Annotated in this window: 16 protein-coding genes; 5 read left to right on the forward strand and 11 right to left on the reverse strand. The window is 61.8% G+C overall.

What is annotated here, in order from left to right:
- Positions 1-122 precede the first annotated feature (122 nt).
- The 4 genes from MA884_RS09895 to MA884_RS09910 form a co-directional block, all read right to left on the reverse strand.
- Positions 123-1,793, reverse strand: a complete 1,671-nt coding sequence (locus tag MA884_RS09895; protein ID WP_256230318.1) for a bifunctional protein-serine/threonine kinase/phosphatase — start codon at positions 1,791-1,793, stop codon at positions 123-125.
- Positions 1,794-1,802: 9 nt separating this feature from the next.
- The gene (locus MA884_RS09900) at positions 1,803-3,014 is read right to left on the reverse strand and encodes a NarK/NasA family nitrate transporter (protein ID WP_256230319.1); all 1,212 of its coding nucleotides are present in this window, start codon (positions 3,012-3,014) and stop codon (positions 1,803-1,805) included.
- A 405-nt stretch (positions 3,015-3,419) separates the two neighbouring features.
- Positions 3,420-3,995 (reverse strand): ANTAR domain-containing response regulator, encoded by a 576-nt coding sequence (locus tag MA884_RS09905; RefSeq protein ID WP_047227152.1) that lies wholly within the window; start codon positions 3,993-3,995, stop codon positions 3,420-3,422.
- Positions 3,996-4,009: 14 nt separating this feature from the next.
- Positions 4,010-5,221, reverse strand: a complete 1,212-nt coding sequence (locus MA884_RS09910; protein WP_256230320.1) for a CmpA/NrtA family ABC transporter substrate-binding protein — start codon at positions 5,219-5,221, stop codon at positions 4,010-4,012.
- A 238-nt stretch (positions 5,222-5,459) separates the two neighbouring features.
- Here MA884_RS09910 and MA884_RS09915 point away from each other — a divergent pair, with 238 nt between their 5' ends.
- Positions 5,460-6,494, forward strand: a complete 1,035-nt coding sequence (locus MA884_RS09915; protein WP_256230322.1) for a quinone-dependent dihydroorotate dehydrogenase — start codon at positions 5,460-5,462, stop codon at positions 6,492-6,494.
- Positions 6,495-6,840: 346 nt separating this feature from the next.
- Here MA884_RS09915 and rmf read toward each other — a convergent pair whose 3' ends face one another.
- Entirely contained in the window at positions 6,841-7,056 is a 216-nt protein-coding gene (gene rmf / locus MA884_RS09920; protein WP_003223300.1) for a ribosome modulation factor, read from the reverse strand.
- A 532-nt stretch (positions 7,057-7,588) separates the two neighbouring features.
- Here rmf and rlmKL point away from each other — a divergent pair.
- A complete protein-coding gene (gene rlmKL / locus MA884_RS09925; protein WP_256230323.1) occupies positions 7,589-9,859 on the forward strand; it encodes a bifunctional 23S rRNA (guanine(2069)-N(7))-methyltransferase RlmK/23S rRNA (guanine(2445)-N(2))-methyltransferase RlmL in 2,271 nt (756 codons plus the stop codon).
- A gap of 143 nt (positions 9,860-10,002) precedes the next feature.
- Positions 10,003-12,387 carry a GGDEF domain-containing protein gene (locus MA884_RS09930; protein ID WP_256230324.1) on the forward strand — a complete coding sequence of 795 codons (2,385 nt, stop codon included), beginning with the start codon at positions 10,003-10,005 and terminating at the stop codon, positions 12,385-12,387.
- Between the two features lie 124 nt (positions 12,388-12,511).
- On the opposite strand, the gene dacB is transcribed toward MA884_RS09930, so the two are convergent.
- A complete protein-coding gene (gene dacB, locus MA884_RS09935; RefSeq protein ID WP_256230325.1) occupies positions 12,512-13,978 on the reverse strand; it encodes a D-alanyl-D-alanine carboxypeptidase/D-alanyl-D-alanine-endopeptidase in 1,467 nt (488 codons plus the stop codon).
- Between the two features lie 231 nt (positions 13,979-14,209).
- Between dacB and MA884_RS09940 the strand changes: the two genes are divergently transcribed.
- Entirely contained in the window at positions 14,210-14,551 is a 342-nt protein-coding gene (locus MA884_RS09940; RefSeq protein ID WP_256230326.1) for a YggL family protein, read from the forward strand.
- An 88-nt stretch (positions 14,552-14,639) separates the two neighbouring features.
- On the opposite strand, the gene MA884_RS09945 is transcribed toward MA884_RS09940, so the two are convergent.
- Positions 14,640-15,830 carry a benzoate/H(+) symporter BenE family transporter gene (locus MA884_RS09945; protein ID WP_256230328.1) on the reverse strand — a complete coding sequence of 397 codons (1,191 nt, stop codon included), beginning with the start codon at positions 15,828-15,830 and terminating at the stop codon, positions 14,640-14,642.
- 241 nt (positions 15,831-16,071) lie between these two features.
- Between MA884_RS09945 and MA884_RS09950 the strand changes: the two genes are divergently transcribed.
- Positions 16,072-16,836: a GntR family transcriptional regulator gene (locus MA884_RS09950; RefSeq protein WP_256230330.1), complete on the forward strand. Its 765-nt coding sequence runs from the start codon at positions 16,072-16,074 to the stop codon at positions 16,834-16,836.
- Between the two features lie 131 nt (positions 16,837-16,967).
- On the opposite strand, the gene guaD is transcribed toward MA884_RS09950, so the two are convergent.
- The 4 genes from guaD to xdhA all read right to left on the reverse strand — a co-directional run bounded on the left by guaD (position 16,968) and on the right by xdhA (position 23,103).
- Entirely contained in the window at positions 16,968-18,272 is a 1,305-nt protein-coding gene (guaD, locus tag MA884_RS09955) for a guanine deaminase (RefSeq protein WP_256230332.1), read from the reverse strand.
- Positions 18,273-18,291: 19 nt separating this feature from the next.
- Positions 18,292-19,134: a xanthine dehydrogenase accessory protein XdhC gene (gene xdhC / locus MA884_RS09960; RefSeq protein WP_256230333.1), complete on the reverse strand. Its 843-nt coding sequence runs from the start codon at positions 19,132-19,134 to the stop codon at positions 18,292-18,294.
- Positions 19,135-19,256: 122 nt separating this feature from the next.
- The gene (xdhB, locus tag MA884_RS09965) at positions 19,257-21,656 is read right to left on the reverse strand and encodes a xanthine dehydrogenase molybdopterin binding subunit (protein WP_256230334.1); all 2,400 of its coding nucleotides are present in this window, start codon (positions 21,654-21,656) and stop codon (positions 19,257-19,259) included.
- Positions 21,649-23,103, reverse strand: a complete 1,455-nt coding sequence (gene xdhA / locus MA884_RS09970) for a xanthine dehydrogenase small subunit (protein WP_256230335.1) — start codon at positions 23,101-23,103, stop codon at positions 21,649-21,651. Before xdhA ends, xdhB begins: the two co-directional genes overlap by 8 nt.
- Positions 23,104-23,446: the final 343 nt, after the last annotated feature.

Below are 23,446 nucleotides of genomic sequence, written 5' to 3' on the forward strand. Positions count from 1 at the left end.
AGAGATTTCCTGTGGGAGCAGATATCCTGTTGGATCAGAGATTTCCTGTGGGAGCAGATATCCTGTGGGCTCAGAGATCTCCTGTGGGAGCAAAGCTTGCTCGCGATAGGCGCGACTGGATCTCAGCTGTGAAACACCAGAAAGAGCAGCACAATATTCACCAGCAAAGACACCAGCGCCAACGTGCGCCAGACCTTCAGCGGCTCGCGCTCCAGCAACGACCGGGGCCTGACGCTCAAGCTGCGGCGTTCGCCCTGTTCCAGCAGCAACAGCCATTCCTCGGCGGTTTCAAAGCGTTGTCCAGGATCTGCCGCCACGGCACGCTCCAGGCTTTGCCCGAGCCATTCGGCCAAGTCCGGTCGATAGCGATGGGCACTGACCGGTACGCCAAAGCGCGGTCGCTGGAACGCCTCGATTTCGCCGTAGGGATAGTGCCCGGTCAGCAGGAAATACAGGGTCACGCCGACGGCATACAGGTCTTGTTGCGCCGTCGGCGGGGTCCCTCCGAAAGCTTCCGGGGCGATATAGCTGGGCGTGCCGGGCAGCACGTTGGCCTGGTCTTCGGACAAGCCCGGGCAGTACGCCAGTCCGAAATCCAGCAAGCGCAGTTCCCCATCCTCGCCCAGGTGCAGGTTCTCCGGCTTGATATCACGGTGAAAGATTTGCCTTCGATGCAACAGGCCCACCGCGTGGACCAGCCGCTGTGCCAGGTCCTGCCACTGAGGCAGAGGCAACGGGCCGCCCTGGTTGAACAGCTCGGCCAGGGTCTTGCCCGAATACTCCCGCATGACGTAGTACAAATGCTGACGCTGGGGAGCGCCGTGGACTTCCGGAAACTGCCGCCCTGCGACCCGCTTGAGGAACCACTCTTCCGACAGCAACGACTGCCCGGCCTGAGTATCGTCCCGTAGAGGCCCCGGCAAGGTTTTCAGCAACCACGGTTGGCCCTGGCCATCGTGTACCCGGTAGAGCAACGATTGCTGGCTCTGGCCGAGCAGGCCTTCGATCTGCCAGCCCTCGAACACTTGCCCCGGTTTCAATGCCGGGGGAAGGGGCCATTGCTGCAACTGGGCCAGTGCATCGCCAATGCTCGCTTCGCCCACTGCATCGACCCGCACCAGCAGGGCGCTGGCGTTGTCCTGGCTGCCGGCCAGGTGCGCAGCGTTGACCAGGGTTTGCGCCGCAATGTCCAGATCTGGCTGGTCGCGAAGGATACCGGCGATGGCCGTGTCCCCCAGAACCGCCCAGACGCCATCGCTGAGCAGTACGAAGGTCTCGTCGGCGCGCAATTCTCCATCGAGGAAGTCCAGGATCAGGTGCTGATCCAGCCCCAGGGCACGCTTGAGCACGTGCTGCATGCCCTGTTGTTCCCATACGTGATCCTCACTGACCCGTTGCAGATGATTGTCGTGCCAGCGATAGACACGGCAATCGCCAACATGGGCGAGGGTGAAGCGCCGGCCCCGCAGGACCAGGGCGCTGACGGTGGTGAGCAACGGTTGTCCGCCACCATTGGCCTGTAGCCAGCGATTCTGAGCCAGCAACAGCCGGTCCAGCGCTTGGGCCACCCCCCAGGTTTGCGGCGTGGAATAGTAGTCCAAGGCCAGGGCCTGCAAGGTCGAACGGGCGGCCAACCCGCCATCGGCGCATTGGCTCACACCGTCGGCGATGGCGAACAGGTACCCCTTGCTGGCAGCCAGGGCCGGCGCCGGGGTCACTAGGCGCAGGGCGTCCTGGTTTTCTTCCCGAGGGCCAATGGCACTGGCTTCGGCAAAACTCAGTTGCAGGCTCATGGGTGCTAGTTATACCCGAGCCGCGGTGACAGCGGCCGAACCCCAGGTGGTCCTCCAGCGACGCTTGACGCCGTACAGGCCGAACCAGGCCAGGACGCCGAGGCTGGCGAACAACCACAGCGCCAGTTGATAGCTGCCGGTGCTCTGCTTGATCGCGCCCATGCCTGCCGCCAAGGCGAAACCGCCGATGCCGCCGGCCATGCCGATCAACCCGGTCATCACGCCGATCTCGCGACGGAAGCGTTGTGGCACCAGTTGGAATACCGCGCCGTTGCCCGCACCCAAGCCGAGCATGGTGCAGACGAACAGGGCCAGGGCCGCGTAGGAGCTTGGCAGATTGAAGCCCACTGCCGCGATGCAGACAGCGGCCACGGTGTACATGCCCAGCAGCGTGCGGATGCCCCCGAAGCGATCCGCCAGGGCGCCGCCCAATGGACGCATCAGGCTGCCCCCGAAGACGCAGGCGGCGGTGTAGTAACCGGCGGTCACCGGGCTCAGGCCGTACTGGTCGTTGAAGTAGCCGGGCAAGGCACTGGCCAGGCCGATGAAACCGCCGAAGGTCACGCTGTAGAAGAACATGAACCACCAGCTGTCCCGGTCGCCCAGGGCCTTGAGGTAGTCGCCCATGGATTTGGCTTTTGGTCGCTCGGGAGCGTTCTTGGCCAGCCAGGCGAAGAGAATCAGGGTCACGATCAGCGGAATCAGCGCGAAGCCGAACACGTTAGTCCAGCCGAATGCCACCGCCATGACCGGTGCGATCAAGGCTGCCAGCACAGTGCCCGAGTTTCCGGCACCGGCGATGCCCATGGCCTTGCCCTGGTGCTGTGGCGGATACCACTGGGAGGCCAGCGGCAGGGCCACGGCGAATGAAGCACCGGCCACGCCCAGGAACAGCCCCAGCAGCAAGGCTTGTTCATAGCTGTGGATGCCCAGTTTCCAGGCACAGAACAGTGCACCGATCACAATTACCTGGCCGACCATGCCGGCGGTTTTCGGTGAAATACGGTCGGCCAGCAGGCCCATGAACAAGCGCAGTACGGCACCGGCCAGGATCGGCGTAGCCACCATCAGGCCGCGTTGCTGGGTGGTCAGGTGCAGGTCGGCAGAGATCTGCACCGCCAGTGGACCGAGCAGGTACCAGACCATGAAACTCAGGTCGAAGTAGAGGAAGGCCGCGAACAGTGTCGGGGTGTGGCCGGATTTCCAGAAGCTTGAATTCATCGCGCACCTCAGCTGTAAAAGTCTCGAGAAATGAGTCAGTGCCTTGAAGCAGTGCGCCGCCTGTGGCTGCACCACCGACCCCGGACTGTGGGGTCAAAACAAAAAAACGCCGCAACCCGAATCGCCAGGGGGCGAGGAGGGTGTGCGACGTCTTTGTCGTAGGTGGGGCAACCGCCGTTGGTTACCTGTGGGGTTGCTTAAGCGAGATCTGTGCCAACAGGAGGGTTTGGCGTGAGGGCTATCGCGAGCAGGCTCGCTCCCACATGGGGTTCTCGGGGTGAATCAGCATTTGCGTGCCCCCAATCCCCCATGTGGGAGCGGGGTGTTGGCGAATGCTGTGTTCCCCCCTGAACCTGTGGGAGCGAGCCTGCTCGCGATGGGGGCAGGCCAGGCGCTGCAAGGCTTTCAGCCGAGCAGCTCATTCATCGCAATGATCTGCTCGGCCACCTGGATCAGCTTCTGCTGACGGCTCATGGCCTGGCGGCGCATGAGGGTGTAGGCCTGTTCCTCGTTGCATTCTTTCATCTTCATCAGCATGCCCTTGGCCAGTTCGATGCGTTTGCGTTCGGCCAGTTGCTGGTCCCGGGCCAGGAGCTGGGCGCGCAGGGCCTGGTCGCTTTCGAAGCGCGCCATGGCCACGTCGAGGATCGGTTGCAGGCGCGCCGCGTGGATGCCTTCGACGATGTAGGCGCTTACGCCCGACTTGATCGCCTGGCGCATCACATCCGGATCGTGGGAGTCGGTAAACATGACGATCGGTCGTGGCTGATCGCGGCTCACCAGCACCACTTGCTCCATGACATCGCGCCCGGGTGACTCGGTATCGATCAGGATCACGTCCGGACGCACTGTTTCGACGCGCGCCGGCAGGTCGATGGTCAATCCGGATTCGTCGATGACTTCGAATCCGGCCTCAATCAGGGCCGCTTTGAGGCGACCGACTTTTTTCGCGGTGTCGTTGATCAGCAGGATACGCAGCATGGTCGAGGCTCCTGTCAGCGGCTGGCGAAGAGGGGAGCCGCATCGCTCAAGGCGTGCAGTTTGAAGCTTTTGGCATAAGCGGCCGGATCCGAGCCGTCCCAGGTGGTGCCGTCGATCAACTGGCTGCTGCGCATGTCCTGGCGGGGGGATGCGATGTCCAGCGCCGCGCAGGCTTCACGGTATAGCTTGAGTTGCTGGACCTGCCGCGCCACGGCCAGGTAATCAGGGTCTTCACGCAACAGGCCCCAGCGGCGGAACTGGGTCATGAACCACATGCCATCGGACAGGTAGGGCAGGTTCACTTCGCCGTCGCCGTGGAAGCGCATCGCGTGAGGGTCCTGCCAGCTATTGCCCAAGCCGTCGGCGTAGATCCCCAACAGGCGCGGCTCGATGCAGTCCAGCGGCGCATCGAGGTATTCGGGCGCACTCAACAGTTGTGCGGTGCTGCGGCGGTTCTCGGTGCTTTGCTCAATGAAGCGACTGGCTTGCAGGATTGCCATCACCAGTGCGCGGGCGGTATTGGGGTAGTGCTCGACAAATGCACGGGTGCAGCCGAGGACTTTTTCCGGGTGATCGGGCCAGATGGTCTGGGTGGTCGCCAGGGTGAAGCCCAGGTTCTGCTTTACCGCACTGGCGCACCACGGCTCGCCCACGCAGAACCCGTCGATGCGTCCGGCCTGCAGGTGGGCGATCATTTGCGGCGGCGGCACCACGACGCTGTCGACATCCGACAGCGGATGGATGCCTTGGGCGGCGAGCCAGTAATAGAGCCACATGGCGTGGGTGCCGGTGGGGAAGGTCTGGGCGAAGGTCAGTTTCGTGCGAGTTTGGTGCACATGCCGTTCCAGTGCCTCAGGACTGGTCACGCCTTGAGCCTGCAAGCCGTGGGAAAGGTTGATGCTCTGGCCGTTCTGGTTCAGCCCCATCAACACCGCCATGTCGGTCGACGCGACCCCGCCGATACCCAGGTGCACCGCGTAGATCAGGCCATACAGGCTGTGGGCGGCATCGATTTCACCGCTGACCAGCTTGTCCCGCAGGTTGGCCCAGGATGCCTGGCGCTTGAGGTTCAAGGTCAGCCCGTAAGGCTGGGCGAAGCCCTGGGTGGCGGCCACCACCAGCGGCGCGCAGTCGCTCAAGGCCATGAAGCCAAGATTGATCGCGCTCTTTTCCGGGGCATCGCTGCCGTTGACCCAGGCCAGGGGGTTGGCTGGAATTTCATTCATCGCGCATCACCTTTCCACAAAAAAAGGCGCCGTATCCGGACGCTTGCAAGGCCGGATGACGACGCCGTTGTCCTTCAAATACAGTGTGGCACTCATTCCGTCGTTGGCATGGGCGCCGATGAACGCAAGTGGTGCAAGGCATATGCCATCGCCGCTGATTTGTGCAGGCGCCTCGCGTGCATCATCGTTGCCCGGCTATAATCGCCGCCTCATTTCGTCGCCCGAGTCCAAGCCGCCCATGTACACCCTGGCCCGTGAACTGCTGTTCAAACTTTCCCCGGAAACCTCCCACGATCTGTCCCTGGACCTGATCGGCGCGGGTGGACGTTTGGGCCTCAATGGTCTGCTGTGCAAGGCGCCGGCGAAATTGCCGGTGAGTGTGATGGGCCTTGAGTTCCCCAACCCGGTCGGGCTGGCGGCGGGGCTGGACAAGAATGGCGCGGCCATCGACGGCTTTGCCCAGCTAGGGTTCGGTTTCGTGGAAATCGGCACCGTCACCCCGCGTGCCCAACCGGGCAACCCCAAGCCACGGCTTTTCCGCTTGCCGCAAGCCGAGGCGATCATCAACCGCATGGGTTTTAACAACCTGGGCGTCGACCATTTGCTGGGGCGTGTGGCCGCGGCCAAGTACAAGGGCGTGCTGGGCATCAACATCGGCAAGAATTTCGATACACCGGTGGAGCGCGCGGTCGACGATTATCTGATCTGCCTGGACAAGGTCTACGCCCACGCCAGTTATGTGACCGTCAACGTCAGCTCCCCCAACACCCCGGGGCTGCGCAGCCTGCAATTTGGCGACTCCCTCAAGCAGTTGTTGGCTGACCTGGCCCGACGTCGTGCCGAGCTGGCGGTGATCCATGGCAAACATGTACCGCTGGCCATCAAGATCGCCCCGGACATGACCGACGAAGAGACCGCACAGGTGGCCCAGGCCCTGATCGACACCGGAATGGACGCGGTGATTGCCACCAACACGACGCTGGGTCGCGAAGGCGTCGAGGGGGTGGATCACGGTGACGAGGCGGGCGGGCTGTCGGGTGCGCCGGTGCGGGACAAGAGCACCCATACCGTGAAAGTGTTGGCCGCGGAACTGGCGGGACGCTTGCCGATCATTGCAGTGGGTGGCATCACCGAGGGCAAGCATGCTGCCGAGAAAATCAGTGCAGGCGCGAGCCTGGTGCAGATTTATTCGGGCTTTATCTATAAGGGGCCGGCGTTGATTCGTGAGTCGGTGGATGCGATTGCCGCACTTGGCCAATTTCAACGCGGGTAAGTTCTTAAAGACTGCGCAGACTCACTGTGGCGAGGGAGCTTGCTCCCGCTGGACTCTGTAGGAGCTGCCGCAGGCTGCTATCTTTTGATCTTGATCTTTCGCTCTAGACCCCATTGCCAGAGGAAAGATCGCAGCCTCGTTGCACTCGACAGCTCCTACAGGGTGCAGCCCAGCGGGAGCAAGGGTGTTCACCGCTCGGCTTTTTGCAGTGTTCGCTGAAACCCGGGCATTAAAAAGGGCTCCTCGAAGGAGCCCCCTGGGCCGAAGCCCGCCGTCCGGATGGGACGTGCGTGGTTAAATCGGTGTGGATATCAAATTGTCGAGTTCTTGAGTGTTAAGCCCTGTGTCAGCCGACGGCGTGAAGTTCGTTGAGTCTGTGGATACCCGCAGTGCCGGTCATACCGTCCCAGTTGTCGCCGCGTCCTTCTCGCCAGCCATTGATCCAGGCTTGACGTACCGACGGTAGAGTAAAGGGGCAAAGCTCACGGGATTTACCACCAACGCCATATTGGTAACCGCGTAAAAAAGCTCTTTCCAACGGATCACGCTTAAGTCTTCTCATAGGGTGTTGCCCTCACTTGTTGACTGTTGCTTCGCGTTGACCTCTGTCGAGGTCGGGGCAGAATCATTCTGCCGTTGGGTGGCTCGTTGCCGGCGTGACGAGCCGAGGTGTTGACGCCGTTGTGACGTCAACCTGTGTTGAGTTCTAACCAAAGCGTCACATGTATGGAATGATCGTTTTGTCATAAGCGCGTAACAATAAAGATGTTAGGGCGATAAGTAACATGATGTTCGTCACCCGCTTTCAGGCAAGACCCCTGTATGATCGGCCCTGCATCGAAGGGGGTCGCCCTCAGGCGAATGAGAATGTCCCCCCGTTGCACTCGGGTACTATTCGACGAAAGGGTCGAGTTTTCACAATTTGTTGCACAGAATTTTTTATCTGCCCTCGCCTCTAAGCTCTTTTAACCTGAGCGGCGAGAGCGGCACGGCACACTTTCGTGCCACGCGGGTGCTCTTGAGAAAAGCACCTGATTGAACCCGGCCCGGCAATGCGTTGCCCGGTCCACTTAGCCAAAGGCTCTGGAAATCCCATGTCCGATCGTTTCGAACTCTTCCTCACTTGCCCCAAAGGTCTTGAAGGCCTGCTCATCGAGGAAGCCGTCGGGCTTGGCCTTGAAGAGGCGCGTGAGCACACCTCGGCCGTGCGCGGCATGGCCGACATGGAAACGGCTTATCGCCTGTGCCTGTGGTCACGCCTGGCCAACCGCGTGTTGCTGGTGCTCAAGCGCTTCCCGATGAAGGACGCCGAAGACCTGTATCACGGCGTGCTGGATGTCGACTGGCAGGACCACATGCTGGCCGATGGCACCCTGGCGGTGGAGTTCAGCGGGCACGGCTCGGGCATCGATAACACTCACTTTGGTGCCTTGAAGGTCAAGGACGCCATTGTCGACAAACTGCGCACGCCGACGGGCGAGCGGCCATCGATCGACAAGCTCAACCCGGACTTGCGCATCCACCTGCGCCTGGACCGCGGCGAAGCGATCCTGTCCCTGGACCTTTCCGGTCACAGCCTGCACCAGCGCGGCTATCGCCTGCAGCAAGGTGCCGCGCCGCTGAAGGAAAACCTCGCCGCGGCCATCCTGATCCGCTCCGGCTGGCCGCGCATTGCCGCTGAAGGCGGGGCGCTGGCCGATCCGATGTGTGGCGTCGGCACCTTCCTGGTCGAAGCCGGCATGATCGCCGCCGACATGGCGCCGAACCTGAGTCGCCAGCAGTGGGGGTTCACCGCCTGGCTCGGCCATGTGCCGGCGTTGTGGAAGAAGCTGCACGAGGAGGCGAGCGCCCGTGCCGCCGCCGGGCTGGCCAAGCCGCCGCTGTGGATTCGCGGCTACGAGGCTGATCCGCGGTTGATTCAGCCCGGCCGCAATAACGTCGAGCGTGCCGGCCTGAGCGAGTGGATCAAGATTTATCAGGGTGAAGTCGCCACGTTCGAACCCCGCCCGGACCAGAACCAGAAAGGCCTGGTGATCTGCAACCCGCCGTACGGCGAGCGTCTGGGCGACGAAGCCAGCTTGCTCTACCTCTATCAGAACCTCGGCGAACGCCTGCGCCAGGCCTGCCTGAACTGGGAAGCTGCCGTGTTTACTGGTGCGCCGGACCTGGGCAAGCGCATGGGCATTCGCAGTCACAAGCAATATTCGTTCTGGAACGGTGCCCTGCCGTGCAAATTGCTGCTGATCAAGGTCCTGCCGGATCAGTTCGTCACCGGTGAGCGTCGTACCCCGGAACAGCGCCAGGCCGAGCGTGAGCAGGCTGAGTACGAACAGACGCCCGACGTACCGCAAGAGCGCCAGTACAACAAGAACGGCAACCCGATCAAACCCGCCCCGGCTCCGGCCCCTGTGGTCGAGCAGGCACGTTTGAGCGAAGGCGGGCAGATGTTTGCCAACCGTCTGCAAAAGAACCTCAAGCTGCTGGGTAAATGGGCCAAGCGTGAAGGCGTGGACTGCTATCGGGTCTACGACGCCGACATGCCGGAATACTCCATGGCCATCGACCTGTACCACGATTGGGTGCATGTCCAGGAATACGTCGCGCCAAAATCCATCGACCCGGAAAAAGCCTCGGCCCGGCTGTTCGACGCCCTGGCGGCCATCCCCCAGGCATTGAACGTGGACAAGAGCCGCGTGGTGATCAAGCGTCGCGAACGCCAGAGCGGCACCAAGCAGTACGAACGCCAGAGCGCCCAGGGCAAGTTCACCGAGGTCAATGAAGGCGGCGTGAAGCTGCTGGTCAACCTCACCGACTACCTGGACACCGGGCTGTTTCTCGACCACCGGCCGATGCGCCTGCGGATCCAGAAAGAGGCGGCCGGCAAGCGCTTCCTCAATCTGTTCTGCTACACCGCGACCGCCAGCGTCCACGCTGCCAAGGGTGGCGCGCGCAGCACCACCAGCGTCGACTTGTCGAAGACTTACCTGGACTGGGCACGGCGCAACCTGTCGCTCAATGGTTTTTCCGACAAGAATCGCCTGGAGCAGGGCGATGTGATGGCCTGGCTTGAAGCCAGTCGCGAGGAGTACGACCTGATCTTCATCGACCCGCCGACCTTCTCCAACTCCAAGCGCATGGAAGGTGTGTTCGACGTGCAGCGCGACCACGTCCAGTTGCTGGACCTGGCCATGGCCCGCCTGGCGCCGGGTGGTGTGCTGTACTTCTCCAACAACTTCCGCAAGTTCCAGCTCGAGGACAATTTGGGCGAGCGTTACGCGGTGGAGGAAATCACCGCCAAGACCATCGATCCGGATTTTGCCCGCAACGGCAGGATTCATCGTGCCTGGAAGATCATGGCCCGTTGACCTGTAGCCGATTGGATCCATGGAAGCCTTGAAACTCAAGGCTTTCGGGGCTTTTTGTGCTGGTCAAAGTGATGGCTAATAGCTATAACTTAAGCTTGTGGACAGGGCAGTACCTATGCCTGGCCCCTTTCTGAGTTGTATTTATGGCATTGCATCAGGTGCGCCCCAGAATCCTGGGCTTTATCAGCGAAGATGTGTCGGCCTGGCTGGTGGCTTCGCTGGTGCTGCTGGCCGGTGCGTTCGTGACCGGTTTGCTGACCTGGGCGATGGCGAGTCTGTTCAACCAGCAATTGCGCCAGCGCTTTGAACTGCAAGCCCAGGAGCGCTTCAGCCGCATCGAGGAGCGTTTCCAGGACCAGGAGCAACGTCTCGACAGCCTGAGGCGTTTCTTTGCCAATTCGGCTGGGGTTTTCGAGAGGGAATTCCATGGCTATGCCGAAGCGTTATTGCGCCGCACCCAGGCGTTCGCCTGGGCGCCTCGGGTGCTGCGCGACGAACGATCCTCGTTCGAACAACAAGCCCGGACCGAGGGGGGCGATACGTTTTCCATCCGTGAGCCGGACGACGCAGGTGGCCTGCGCCTGGCCGCTGAACGGGACGAATACGTGCCGGTGCTGTACCTCCAGAGTCAGCCTTCCTTCAAGGCCTCACGGGGTTTGGATCTGCTCGCCCATCCCTTGCGCCGTGCCACCCTTGAGCGTGCTCGCCAACGTGACACCATGGTGGTATCGCAACCTTTGGACCTGGCGGGGGAGGCTTCCACCACGGTGCGCGGGGTGTTGCTGGTCGCGCCGGTCTCCAGGGCGTGGTCCAGGGAACCGTTCGGTTACGTCGTGGCGGCCGTCAGCATGCACCAGTTGGTGGGTGATGGCCTGCCGGCGCCCGGTCAGGACAATCTTTCGATGCGGGTCATGGACCTGTCCAGCGACGACCGTGAGGAGGTGCTGTTCGAGTCGCTCGATCCACCGGGTGAAAGCAATTTGTCGGCGACCCGCCTGTTGCGCCTGGCCGATCACGACTATCGGATAGAGTTGCGGCCCAGTCGCATGTTCTTGTCCACCAACCCTTCTTCGGTGGCGAGCCTGCTGGTGCTGGGTGGTTTGCTCAGTCTGCTCCTCAGTACCTTGCTTTATGTGTTGGTCAGCCAGCGACAGCGGGCCCTGGAACTGGTAGAGCAACGGACCCGGGAACTGCGCGACCGTGAGCAGGAACTGCGGGGCACCCACAGCCAGTTGCGTGGTGTGCTGGATGCTGCGACCCAGGTTGCGATCATCGCCACGGATCTGCGTGGTGTGATAACCACGTTCAATGCGGGCGCCGAACAGATGCTCGGCTACGACAGCGGCGAGGTCCTGCACAGCATGACCCTCGAAAGCCTTCACCTTCCGTGCGAGCTCCAGGCCCGGGCTGTACAACTTGCTGCGCGTTACGGCAAACCGATTCCCACGTGCCACGCCATGCTGGTCGAGGGCGGCGAACAGGGTGGCCAGCAGGCCCGAGAGTGGACGCTGGTGCGCCGCGATGGCAGCCATTTGACCGTGAACATGCTGGCGACACCGATGCTGGATGATCAGGGGCTGTGGATCGGTCATCTGGCGATCTGCATCGACATCACCGAGCGTAAGCGCGTCCACGAGGCCCTGGCCGCCCGGGACCTGTTGCTGAAAAAGCTCAGTGCCCACGTTCCGGGGGGAATCTACCAGTTCAAGATGGATTTCAATGGGCGTTTCAGCGTGATTTACGCCAGTGACGGCATTCGCGATATCTATGAGCTGGAACCCGATGTACTGGTGCGCAACGCCGAATCGATTTTCTCGCGCATCCATCCGCTGGACAGTGCGCGCGTGCGCAGGTCGATCCGGACTTCGGCCGACACCCTGAGCCCATGGCGCGAGGAGTATCGCCTGCAACTGCCGCAGCGTGGGTTGCGTTGGGTACGTGGCGAGGCCACACCTGAGGAGCTGCCGGGCGGCGGGGTGTTGTGGCACGGTTATATTTCCGACATCTCCGATCTCAAACGGGTGGAAGAGGAACTGCGAACCTTGTCAGTGACCGACGCCCTGACAGGTATTCGCAACCGGCGCTATTTCCAGGAGCGGCTGACCACGGAGATGGCCCGGGTGGAGCGGGGTACCGGGGAGTTGGCGGTCATCATGCTCGACATCGACCACTTCAAACGTATCAACGACCAGCACGGCCACGCAGTGGGCGATCGGGTGTTGCAGGCGGTTTGTCAGCGTATCACTCAACGGCTGCGACGGACCGACGTGTTCTGCCGGCTGGGCGGTGAAGAGTTCGTGGTGTTGTGCCCGGACACTGACGGCGAAAGCGCCCATGCCTTGGCCGTAGGATTGTGGGAAGGGCTGCGCAGCGCGCCAATCGAGGATGTGGGCGTCATCACCGCCAGCTTCGGCATCGCCACCTGGCACGTCGGGGAGGGGGCGGATGCGCTGCTGTTGCGAGCCGACTCGGGGGTGTACGCGGCCAAGCAGGCCGGACGGGATAGGGTTGAGGCGCAGTTGGGGTAGGCGTCTCCGCCGGGGATCAATGTGGGAGCGAGCCTGCTCGCGATAACGGTGTGCCATTCAACATTTCTGTTCACTGGCTGACGCATCGCGAGCAGGCTCGCTCCCACAGTTAATTTGTACGGGTTTAGAGCACCGAAGCCGTCTGCGGCAGTTTCGGCTGGCGATACAGGTCCAGCAGCACCTGGTCCAGCACCGACGACGCACCCCATGGCCGCGGATCGTTGAGAATCGCCACCACGGCCCAGGTGTTGCCGTTGATGTCACGGCTGTAGCCGGCGATGGCGCGAACGGTGTTCAGGGTGCCGGTCTTGACGTGGGCTTCGCCGGCCATGGCGGTGGTCTTGAGACGTCTGCGCATGGTGCCGTCGGTGCCGGCGATGGGCATCGAACTGATGAATTCGGCGGAGTACGGGCTGCGCCACGCGGCTTGCAGCATTGCCGCCATTTCCCGGGCACTCACCCTTTCGGCGCGGGACAGGCCGGAGCCGTTTTCCATGACCAGGTGCGGCGCGGTGATGCCTTTGCGAGCCAGCCACTGGCGTACCACCCGTTGTGCCGCCTTGGCGTCGTCACCGTCGGCTTCGTTGCGAAACTCTGCACCCAGGCTCAGGAATAATTGCTGGGCCATGGTGTTGTTACTGTATTTGTTGATGTCGCGAATGATCTCCGCCAGGTCCGGCGAGAACGCCCGGGCCAGCACCTTGGCGCCGCTTGGGGTCGCAGCCAGGCGGTCCTTGCCCTGGATGCTGCCGCCCAGTTCCTTCCAGATCGCCCGCACCGCTCCGGCGGTGTAAGTGGGGTGGTCCAGCAGCGCCAGGTAAGTCTGGGAACTGCAGCCGTCACCGAGCTGGCCGCCAACGGTCACGGTCACGCTGCCGTCCGCCTGCGGCACCGGGTTGTAGCGCACGCCACCGGTGCATTTTTTGGAGTTGAGTGCCTTGACCTGGTTTTCGATGCGAATGCTGGCGATCGGCGGCTCCACCGACACCAGCACCCGGCCGGCGTCATTGCGGGCGACAAAACGCAGGGCCTTGAGGTTGACCAGTAGGGAATCGGGCTTGACCAAAAACGGTTTGTTTTTGTCGTTGCCGTCGTCGTTGAATTCAGGCAACTGCGGTTTGACGAAGAAACCACGGTCCAGCACCAGATCACCGGTGACCTGTTGCACGCCGTTGGCCCGTAAGTCGCGCATCAGTAGCCAGAGCTTTTCCATGTTCAGCTTGGGGTCGCCGCCACCCTTGAGGTACAGGTTACCGTTGAGAATCCCGCCGCTGAGGGTGCCGTCGGTGTAGAACTCGGTTTTCCACTGGTGATTGGGCCCCAGCATCTCCAGGGCGGCATAGGTGGTCACCAGCTTCATGGTGGAGGCCGGGTTCACCGAGACGTCGGCGTTGTACAGGGTCGGGGTGCCAGGGCCGTTGAGCGGGATCATCACCAGGGACAAGGCGTTGTTTTGCAGCTTGCTGTTCTTGAGGGCCTTTTGCACATTGGGCGTCAGGGCCGTGTTGATGGTGGCGGCGCTGGTGGACGCAGGCAGGGCCAGGGGAAGAAGAAGACCGGCCAAAAGCAGTGGACGCAAAGATTTGATCATCTGAAATAAAACCCTACGGGCGAGGGGGAAAAAACGAGGACATGAAAATGAACGCCCTCAACGTCATGAAAGTGTCGGCATTATGCCCCAAGGTGCAACGGCGTGTGCCGTGCCTGAGCCCTTTGGGACGCTATTTTTTACCGACGGTAGGCCTACATACCCGATCAGGCGGGCAAACAGTGCACCAAACTGGTAGAGTGCCGGCCGTTATTACTTATGAGGATTGTTCCAATGGCGACTAACCGTTCCCAGCGTCTGCGCAAAAAACTGTGCGTGGATGAATTTCAAGAGCTGGGTTTCGAACTGAACCTGGATTTCAAAGAAGATCTGGCCGATGAGGCCGTTGACGCTTTCCTCGACGCTTTCCTGAAACAAGCCATGGAAGCCAATGGCCTGGGCTATGTTGGCGGCGACGACTACGGTCTGGTTTGCCTGCAGAAACGTGGCTCGGTGTCCGAAGAGCAGCGTGCGGCCGTTGAAGCCTGGCTCAAGGCGCGTCCTGAGCTGACCAGCGTTGAAGTCAGCCCGCTGATGGACGTCTGGTACCCGGAAAAGCCGATCAATCAGAAATAAGCTGCAAGCTGCAAGCTTCAAGCTGCAAGTCTAAGAGCTTGAAGCTTGAAGCTTGAAGCTTGAAGCTTGAAGCTTGAAGCTTGAAGCTTCAAGCGCTACGCCAGTTCAGGATCAGCAAGGTCAACACCCCCGCCACAATCCCCCAGAACGCCGAACCGATGGAAAACAGCGTCAACCCCGATGCCGTGACCATGAAGGTGATCAGCGCCGCTTCGCGTTCCCGGGCTTCGCTCATGGCGATGCTCAAGCCATTGATGATTGAGCCGAACAGCGCCAACGCCGCGATGGACAGTACCAGCTCCTTGGGCAGCGCCGCGAACAATGCCGCCAGTGTCGCGCCGAACACGCCGGCAAACCCGTAGAAAATCCCGCACCAGACTGCTGCCGTATAGCGTTTATTACGATCCTCATGGGCGTGTGGCCCGGTGCAGATGGCCGCGCTGATGGCCGCCAGGTTAATGCCATGGGAGCCGAACGGCGCCAGCAGCAGCGAGGCGATGCCCGTGCTGGTGATCAGCGGCGAAGCCGGCACGTTGTAACCGTCTGCCCGCAGCACGGCGATGCCAGGCATGTTTTGCGAGGTCATCGCCACCACGAACAGTGGAATGCCGATGCTGATGGTGGCCGCCAGGGAGAAGTGCGGCGTGGTCCATACCGGTGTGGCGACTTCCAGGGCAAAGCCGCTGAAGTCCAGGAGTCCCATCAAACCTGACAGCGCTGTACCGATCAGCAACGCCGCCAGCACTGCGTAGCGCGGCGACAGGCGCTTGACGATCAGGTAGGTGAAAAACATCCCCAGCACCAGGCCGGTTCGATGCTCGGCGGCGACGAAAATCTCGCTGCCGATCTTGAACAGGATCCCCGCCAGCAACGCCGCCGCCAACGAGGCCGGAATGCGCTTGACCAGGCGCTCGAAGCTACCGGTCAGGCCACAGATTGTCACCAGCACCGCGCAGGTGATGTAGGCGCCGATGGCTTCGCCATAACTGACCCCGCCCAGACTGGTGATCAGCAGCGCCGCGCCGGGCGTCGACCAGGCGATGGTGATCGGTGTGCGATACCGCAACGACAGGCCAATGGAGCACACAGCCATGCCGATGGAAATTGCCCAGATCCACGAAGAAATCTGCCCGCTAGTCAGCCCTGCCGCCTGCCCGGCCTGGAACATCAACACCAGCGAACTGGTGTAGCCGGTCATCATTGCGATGAAACCGGCGACGATGGCCGATGGCGAGGTATCGGCCAGCGGACGAAGTGGCGTGGTCGTGACTTCGGTCATGGTGGGCGGTGGTCCTTGTTGTAAATTGCAGGAGGGCTGGGGCCACAGGTTCGGGGTTTAAGCCTAAACTCAACCCCGTTGCCGATTGCAATACAGCCACGTCCGCAAACAGCCGTACAGTCGTGTTGCCATCAGAGGTTGTGTACAATCGCCGTATTATTTACGTGATACTTGTCAGCGACTCGCTGAGGCGTATTACAGTCACGGTCAATTCGCCGCAGTTCTCCCGACTCGAGTGCCCATGAACGAACAGTTGCAGCCCCTCAAGAAACAACCGCGAGCAGGCAAAGCCGGCCGCAGCGGAACCCAGGACGATATTGTCTATGCGCATATTTTCGAGGCCATCCTCGAACAGCGCCTGGCGCCCGGTACAAAGTTGAGCGAAGAGGCGTTGGGGGAGATTTTCGGGGTCAGCCGCACCATCATTCGCCGTGCGCTGTCGCGCCTGGCCCACGAAGGCGTGGTGCTGTTGCGGCCCAATCGCGGCGCCGTGGTGGCCAGTCCGAGTGTCGAAGAGGCCCGCCAGGTGTTCATGGCCCGGCGCCTGGTGGAAAGGGCGATCACCGAACTGGCCGTGCAGCACGCCACGGCCGAACAACTGTCTGAGCTGCGGCAGATGGTCAGCGACGAGCGCGACAGTTTTTCCCGCGGCGACCGCGGCGCCGGTATCCGCCTGTCAGGCGAGTTCCACCTCAAGCTGGCCGAGGCGGCGAAGAACGCCCCGCTGATCAGCTTCCAGCGCAGCCTGGTATCCCAGACCTCGCTGATCATCGCCCAGTACGAAAGCGGTAACCGTTCCCACTGTTCCTACGACGAACACACCCAGTTGATCGACGCCATCGAGGCCCGCGACGCCACCCTGGCGGTGGACCTGATGATGCATCACATGGACCACATCGACAGCAAGCTCAACCTCGACGAAGAAAGCGCGTCGGATGATCTGCATGCGGTGTTTTCGCATTTGTTGCAGAGCAAGAAGCCGGGGCGGTCGACGGCCAAGCTTTGATGGGTTGAATCAGTCATACCGAGTTGCCTTCATCGCGAGCAGGCTCGCTCCCACAGTGGATTTGTGTTGTTCACATAACCCCTGTGGGAGCGAGCCTGCTCGCGATTGACGGTCTGACAGGCGAATGAGATCTAGCGCTGATGCACCAACTGGCCCGCCGCATAAGTCTGCGCCACCGTCCGGTCATCCCCCAATGTCATCAACACAAACAACTTCTCGGCAATGTCCCGGGCCTGCTTCAGTCGATAGTCCAAGAGCGGCGTGGCGTTGTAGTCCAGTACCAGAAAATCCGCATCGCTGCCCGGCTGTAAAGTCCCGATCCGGTCTTCCAGGCGCAAGGCCCGGGCGCCGCCAAGAGTGGCCAGGTACAGCGACTTGAACGGGCTCAGGCGGGCGCCCTGCAACTGCATCACCTTGTAAGCTTCGTTCAGGGTTTGCAGCAACGAGAAACTGGTGCCGCCACCGACGTCCGTGCCCAACCCCACGTTCACTTTGTGCTTCTCGGCCATTGGCAGGTTGAACAGGCCGCTGCCGAGGAAAAAGTTCGAGGTCGGGCAGAACGCGATGGCCGAACCGGTCTCGGCCAGGCGCGCGCATTCGTCGTCACACAGGTGCACGCCGTGGGCGAACACCGAGCGTTCGCCGAGCAGATGGTAGTGGTCGTAGACGTCCAGATAACCTTTGCGCTCTGGAAACAGTTCCTTGACCCATTGCACTTCCTGCAGGTTCTCACTGATGTGAGTCTGCATGTACAGGTCGGGATATTCCCCCAGCAACTGACCCGCCAGGGCCAGTTGTTCCGGCGTGCTGGTCGGCGCAAAACGCGGGGTCACGGCGTAATGCAGGCGGCCCTTGCCGTGCCAGCGTTCGATCAGCGCTTTGCTTTCGGTGTAGCTGGACTCAGCGGTGTCGGTCAGGTAGTCCGGGGCGTTGCGATCCATCATCACTTTGCCGGCGATCATCCGCAGGTCGAGTTTCTCGGCCACCTCGAAAAATGCGTTGACCGATTGCGGGTGCACACTGCCGAACACCAGCGCGGTGGTGGTGCCGTTGCGCAGCAGTTCCTTGACGAAAATATCGGCCACGGCGTCGGCGTGGGCCTTGTCGGCGAACTGGCTTTCGCAGGGGAAGGTGTAGGTGTTGAGCCAGTCCAGCAATTGCTCGCCGTAGGCCCCGACCATGCCGGTCTGCGGCAGGTGGATGTGGGTGTCGATGAAGCCGGGCGTGATCAGCGCGTCTTGGTAATGAGTGATCTCGATGTCGGCCGCGAGGGTCGGCAGCAACTCGCTGGCGTGGCCGATGGCGCTGATCTGGCCGTTTTCCACCACCAGCAGGCCATCTTCAAAATATTCATAGGACGCTTCAATGCCGACTTCGGCAGGGTCGGCAAGGCTGTGGAGCAGGGCGGCGCGGTAGGCTTTGCGTGTCAGGGGCATGGGAATTCTCAACGATTGTTCAACGGTTCGCCTGGCTGCGGCGCGAGGCCGGCAGCAGCTTGGCAATCGGTTCGGCACGCTTGGTGTGCTGGCCGAAATCCGCGTTATAGGTGGCGATGATTTCGCCGGCGATGGAAATGGCGATTTCCACAGGCAACTTGCCTTTGACGTCGCCGATGCCCATCGGGCAGCGCATGCGTTGCAAGGTGCTGCTGTCGAAGCCGCGATCGCGCAGGCGATGTTCGAACTTGACCCGTTTGGTCTTCGAACCGATCAGGCCGAAGTAGGCGAAGTCGTTGCGCTTGAGGATCGCGGCACTGAGTTCCAGGTCGAGCTGGTGGTTGTGGGTCATGACGATGCAGTAGCTGCCGGCGGGCAATTCGTCGATTTCATCCAGCGGCTCTTCGCTGACGATCTTGCGCACGCCGTGGGGCAGGTGTTCGGGAAACTCCGCTTCCCGGGAGTCGATCCAGCGCACCTTGCACGGCAGGCTCGCCAGCAGCGGCACCAGGGCGCGGCCGACATGGCCGGCGCCGAACACGGCAATCTGTGCCTGGACCTGGCCCATGGGTTCGAACAGCAGCACGGTCACGCCGCCGCAGCACTGGCCCAGGCTGGCGCCGAGGCTGAAGCGCTCCAGATGGGTGCTTTGCTGGCCGCTGGCGAGCATCTGCCGGGCGAGTTCCATGGCTTTGTATTCCAGGTGCCCGCCGCCGATGGTGTCGAACGTCTGGCTGGTGCTGATCACCATCTTCGAACCGGCATTGCGCGGGGTCGAGCCGAGTTCTTCGATGATGGTCACCAGCACGCAGGGTTCACCGCGATCTTGCAGGTCGGCGAGGGCGCTGATCCAGTTGTACATATTCACCTCGACATCTCTGTTGTCTGTTCGGCCGCTTTCGCGAGCAGGCTCGCTCCCACATTAGGTCGGTGTTCACAACTTCCTGTGGGAGCGAGCCTGCTCGCGATTGGCCGCACCGCGGTCTAAAGCGAAGCCGCCTCAGTCTCAGCTTCTACGGTTTTCGCCACCCGCAACCCACGCATCTGCTCACACCCCCACAACACCCGCTCCGGTGTCGCCGGCGCATCGATTTTCGGCTGGTGCTGGTAATCCCCCAGGCTCGCCACGGCGTCCTTGATCGCGCACCACGCGGCGATGCCAAGCATGAACGGCGGCTCGCCCACAGCTTTGGAATGGAACACCGTGTCTTCCGGGTTCTTGCGGTTTTCCACCAGCTTGACCCGCAGATCCAGCGGCATGTCGGCCACCGCCGGAATCTTGTAGCTGGCCGGGCCATTCGTCATGAGCTTGCCTTTGTCGTTCCAGACCAGCTCTTCCATGGTCAGCCAGCCCATGCCCTGGATGAAACCGCCTTCGACCTGGCCAATGTCGATGGCCGGGTTCAGCGAGGCGCCGACATCGTGGAGGATGTCGGTGCGCAGCATCTTGTATTCGCCGGTCAGAGTGTCGACGATCACCTCGGCGCACGCCGCGCCATAGGCGTAGTAGTAGAACGGCCGCCCTCGGGCCTGGCTGCGGTCGTAGTAGATTTTCGGGGTCTTGTAGAAACCGGTGCTCGACAGTGAGACCTGAGCGAAATACGCCTGCTGCACCAGCGCCTCGAACGTCAGGATATGATCGCGCACCCGCACATGGCCGTTGTGGAACGCCACGTCTTCTTCGCTGACCTGGTACTGCCGCGCAGCGAACTCCACCAGGCGCTGCTTGATGGTTTCGGCGGCATTCTGCGCAGCCTTGCCATTGAGGTCGGCACCGCTGGAGGCGGCGGTGGGCGAGGTGTTCGGCACCTTGTCGGTGTTGGTTGCGGTGATCTGCACCCGGTCCATTTCCACCTGGAACACCTCGGCCACCACTTGCGCGACTTTGGTGTTCAAGCCCTGGCCCATTTCCGTGCCGCCATGGTTCAGGTGGATGCTGCCGTCGGTATAGACGTGAATCAGCGCCCCGGCCTGATTGAGAAAGCTGGCGGTGAAGGAAATGCCGAACTTGACCGGTGTCAGCGCCAGGCCTTTTTTCAGGATCGGGCTATTGGCGTTGTAGCGGCGGATCGCTTCTCGGCGCTCGGCGTACTGGCTGCTTTGCTCGAGTTCAGCGGTCATCTCCTCGAGCATGTTGTGCTCGACGGTCTGATAGTAGTGGGTGACGTTGCGCTCGGTCTTGCCGTAGTAGTTGGCCTTGCGCACCGCCAGCGGATCGAGCCCCAAATGCCGTGCGATGGCGTCCATCACCTCTTCGATGGCGACCATGCCTTGCGGCCCGCCGAAGCCTCGGTAAGCGGTGTTTGACGCGGTATTGGTCTTACAGCGGTGGCCGTTGATGGTTGCATCGCCCAGGTAATAGGCGTTGTCGGCATGGAACATCGCCCGGTCGACAATCGAGGCCGACAGGTCCGGCGAGCAGCCGCAGTTGCCGGCCAGCTCCAGGGCAATACCGTGCAGACGCCCGGTGCTGTCGAAGCCGACGTCGTATTCAATGTAGAAGGGATGGCGCTTGCCGGTCATCAGCATGTCTTCGACCCGGGGCAGACGCATCTTGGTGGGCTGGCCGGTGAGGTGGGCGATGACCGCGCACAGGCACGCCGGGCTGGCGGCCTGGGTTTCCTTGCCGCCAAAGCCACCGCCCATGCGGCGCATGTCCACCACGACTTTGTTCATCGAAACGTCCAGCACTTCGGCCACCAGTTTCTGCACTTCGGTGGGATTCTGCGTGGAGCAGTAGACGATCATGCCGCCGTCTTCGGTGGGCATCACCGAGGAAATCTGGGTTTCCAGGTAAAAGTGTTCCTGGCCGCCAATGTGCAGCGAGCCCTGGATACGGTGCTCGGCGCTGGCCAGTGCCGCCGCCGAATCTCCGCGCTGGTGGGTGTGGCTATCCAGCACGAAATGCCGCTTGCGCAGGGCCTCGACCACGTCCAGCACCGGTTCCAGATCTTCGTATTCGATGATGGCCGCCATCGCTGCCTTGCGCGCGGTTTCCAGGTCCCTGGCGGCAACGGCCAGCACCGGTTGGCCGACGAACTGCACGTCATCGATGGCCAATAACGGGTCACCGGGCAGCAGCGGGCCGATGTCCTTGAGACCCGGCACGTCTGCATGGGTGATGGCGATGCGCACGCCTTCGAAGGCGTAGCAAGGCGCGGTGTCGATGCGCAAAATCCGCGCGTGGGCGCGGTCCGACAGGCGGGCGTACACGTGCAGTTGGTTCGGAAATTCCAGGCGATCGTCGATGTACTGGGCTTCGCCGGACACATGCTTGGCGGCGCTGTCATGCTTGACGCTGCGGCCCACGCCGGTGGTCAGGTCGCGGGCGAACAGCTCGGCCAGCTCGGCTTGAGTCTTCTCTACGGCGTGATGGTTAGACATAAGCGGTCACCCGAGTCTCGATGTGCGGCGTTTGCAGTTCGATGAAGTATTTGCGCAGCAGGTTGCGGGCGCTGAGCAGGCGGTATTCCTTGCTGGCGCGGAAGTCCGACAGCGGTGTGAAGTCCTCGGCCAGTGCGGCGCAGGCACGTTCGACGGTGTTGTCGTTCCACGCGGCACCGGTCAACGCGGCTTCACAATGCTTGGCGCGCTTGGGTGTCGCGGCCATGCCGCCGAAGGCCACCCGGGCGTCCTGGACCACGCCATGCTCGATACGCAGGTTGAACGCCCCGCATACGGCGGAAATGTCATCGTCCAGGCGCTTGGAGACCTTATAGGCGCGGAACGCCTGCTCGGCGCTGGCCCGGGGCACGATGATCTTCTCGATGAATTCGCTTTCCTGGCGGGCGGTGACCCGGTAGTCGATGAAATAGTCTTCCAGCGCCAGGGTGCGGCGGGTCTGGCCCTTGCACAACACGATCTGCGCGCCGAGAGCGATCAACAGGGGCGGCGAGTCGCCAATCGGCGAGGCGTTGCCGATGTTGCCGCCCAGGGTGCCCTGGTTGCGGATCTGCAACGAAGCGAAGCGCTGCAGCAGTTCGCCGAAGTCCGGGTATTCAGCCTGCAAGGCTTCGTAGCAGTCGGAGAGTGCGGTGGCGGCGCCGATCTCCAGGCGATCGTCGAAACGCTCGATTCGCTTGAGCTCAGCGACGTTGCCCACGTAGATCATCACCGGCAGGGTGCGATGGAACTGGGTGACTTCCAGGGCCAGGTCCGTGCCGCCGGCCAGCAGGCGCGCCTGGGGATAGGCATCGTAGAGGTCGGCCAGATCGGCCACGGTCAACGGCACCAGGCAGCGTTTGTCGCCGCTGTTGAGTTCACCCGTGTCAGTCGGTGCGATGGCCTTGAGGCGAGCGATGGTCTCGGCTTCGCGGGCGTCGAACTGGTCCGCTTGCTTGGCGCAGCAGACCTGCTCGGCGGCCGCCAGAATCGGCCGGTAGCCGGTGCAGCGGCACAGATTGCCGGCCAAGGCTTCGTGGGCTTTATGGGCGTCGGGCTGTTCACTGTTCTTTTGCAGGGCGAACAGGGACATCACGAAGCCCGGTGTGCAGAAGCCGCATTGCGAACCGTGGCAATCGACCATCGCCTGTTGGACGCTGTGCAACTGGCCCTGGTGCTTGAGGTCTTCGACGCTGATCAGTTGCTTGCCGTGCAGGGACGAGACGAAGGTCAGGCACGAATTGAGGCTGCGATAACGAATGCGTTCACGACCGTCCTCGTCGGTCTGCAACTCGCCCACCACTACGGTGCACGCGCCACAGTCGCCACTGGCGCAGCCTTCTTTGGTACCGGATTTGCCGACGTGTTCGCGCAAATAGTTGAGCACGGTCAGGTTCGGGTCCAGGGCGTGCTCGCTACGGAGTTCCTGGTTGAGTAAAAACTGGATCACGGAAGGCCTCGCAGACTCATTATTGTTGTATCGACTTGAGCTGAATTTATCAGGTCTGACTTTGCGGTCAACGATTTTCTGACTTATAGGTCAAGAAAATCCGTTTGGTCGATGAACAACGTATTCACTCAGTATTGACCCTGTGGGAGCGAGCCTGCTCGCGATGGCGGTATATCAGTCGATGAATACATAGCTGTTCCGGCGCCATCGCGAGCAGGCTCGCTCCCACAGGTTTTGTTTCAAGGTAAATTCCCTAACTTTTTTGCTTAGATCGTGCCAAAAACCCGCTGCAGGCCCTGCGCCATGACGTATTGAGTGCGCTACACTGCGCCGCTTGTGCAAA

This window comes from Pseudomonas sp. Q11 (assembly GCF_024494355.1).
Lineage (GTDB): Bacteria > Pseudomonadota > Gammaproteobacteria > Pseudomonadales > Pseudomonadaceae > Aquipseudomonas > Aquipseudomonas hefeiensis.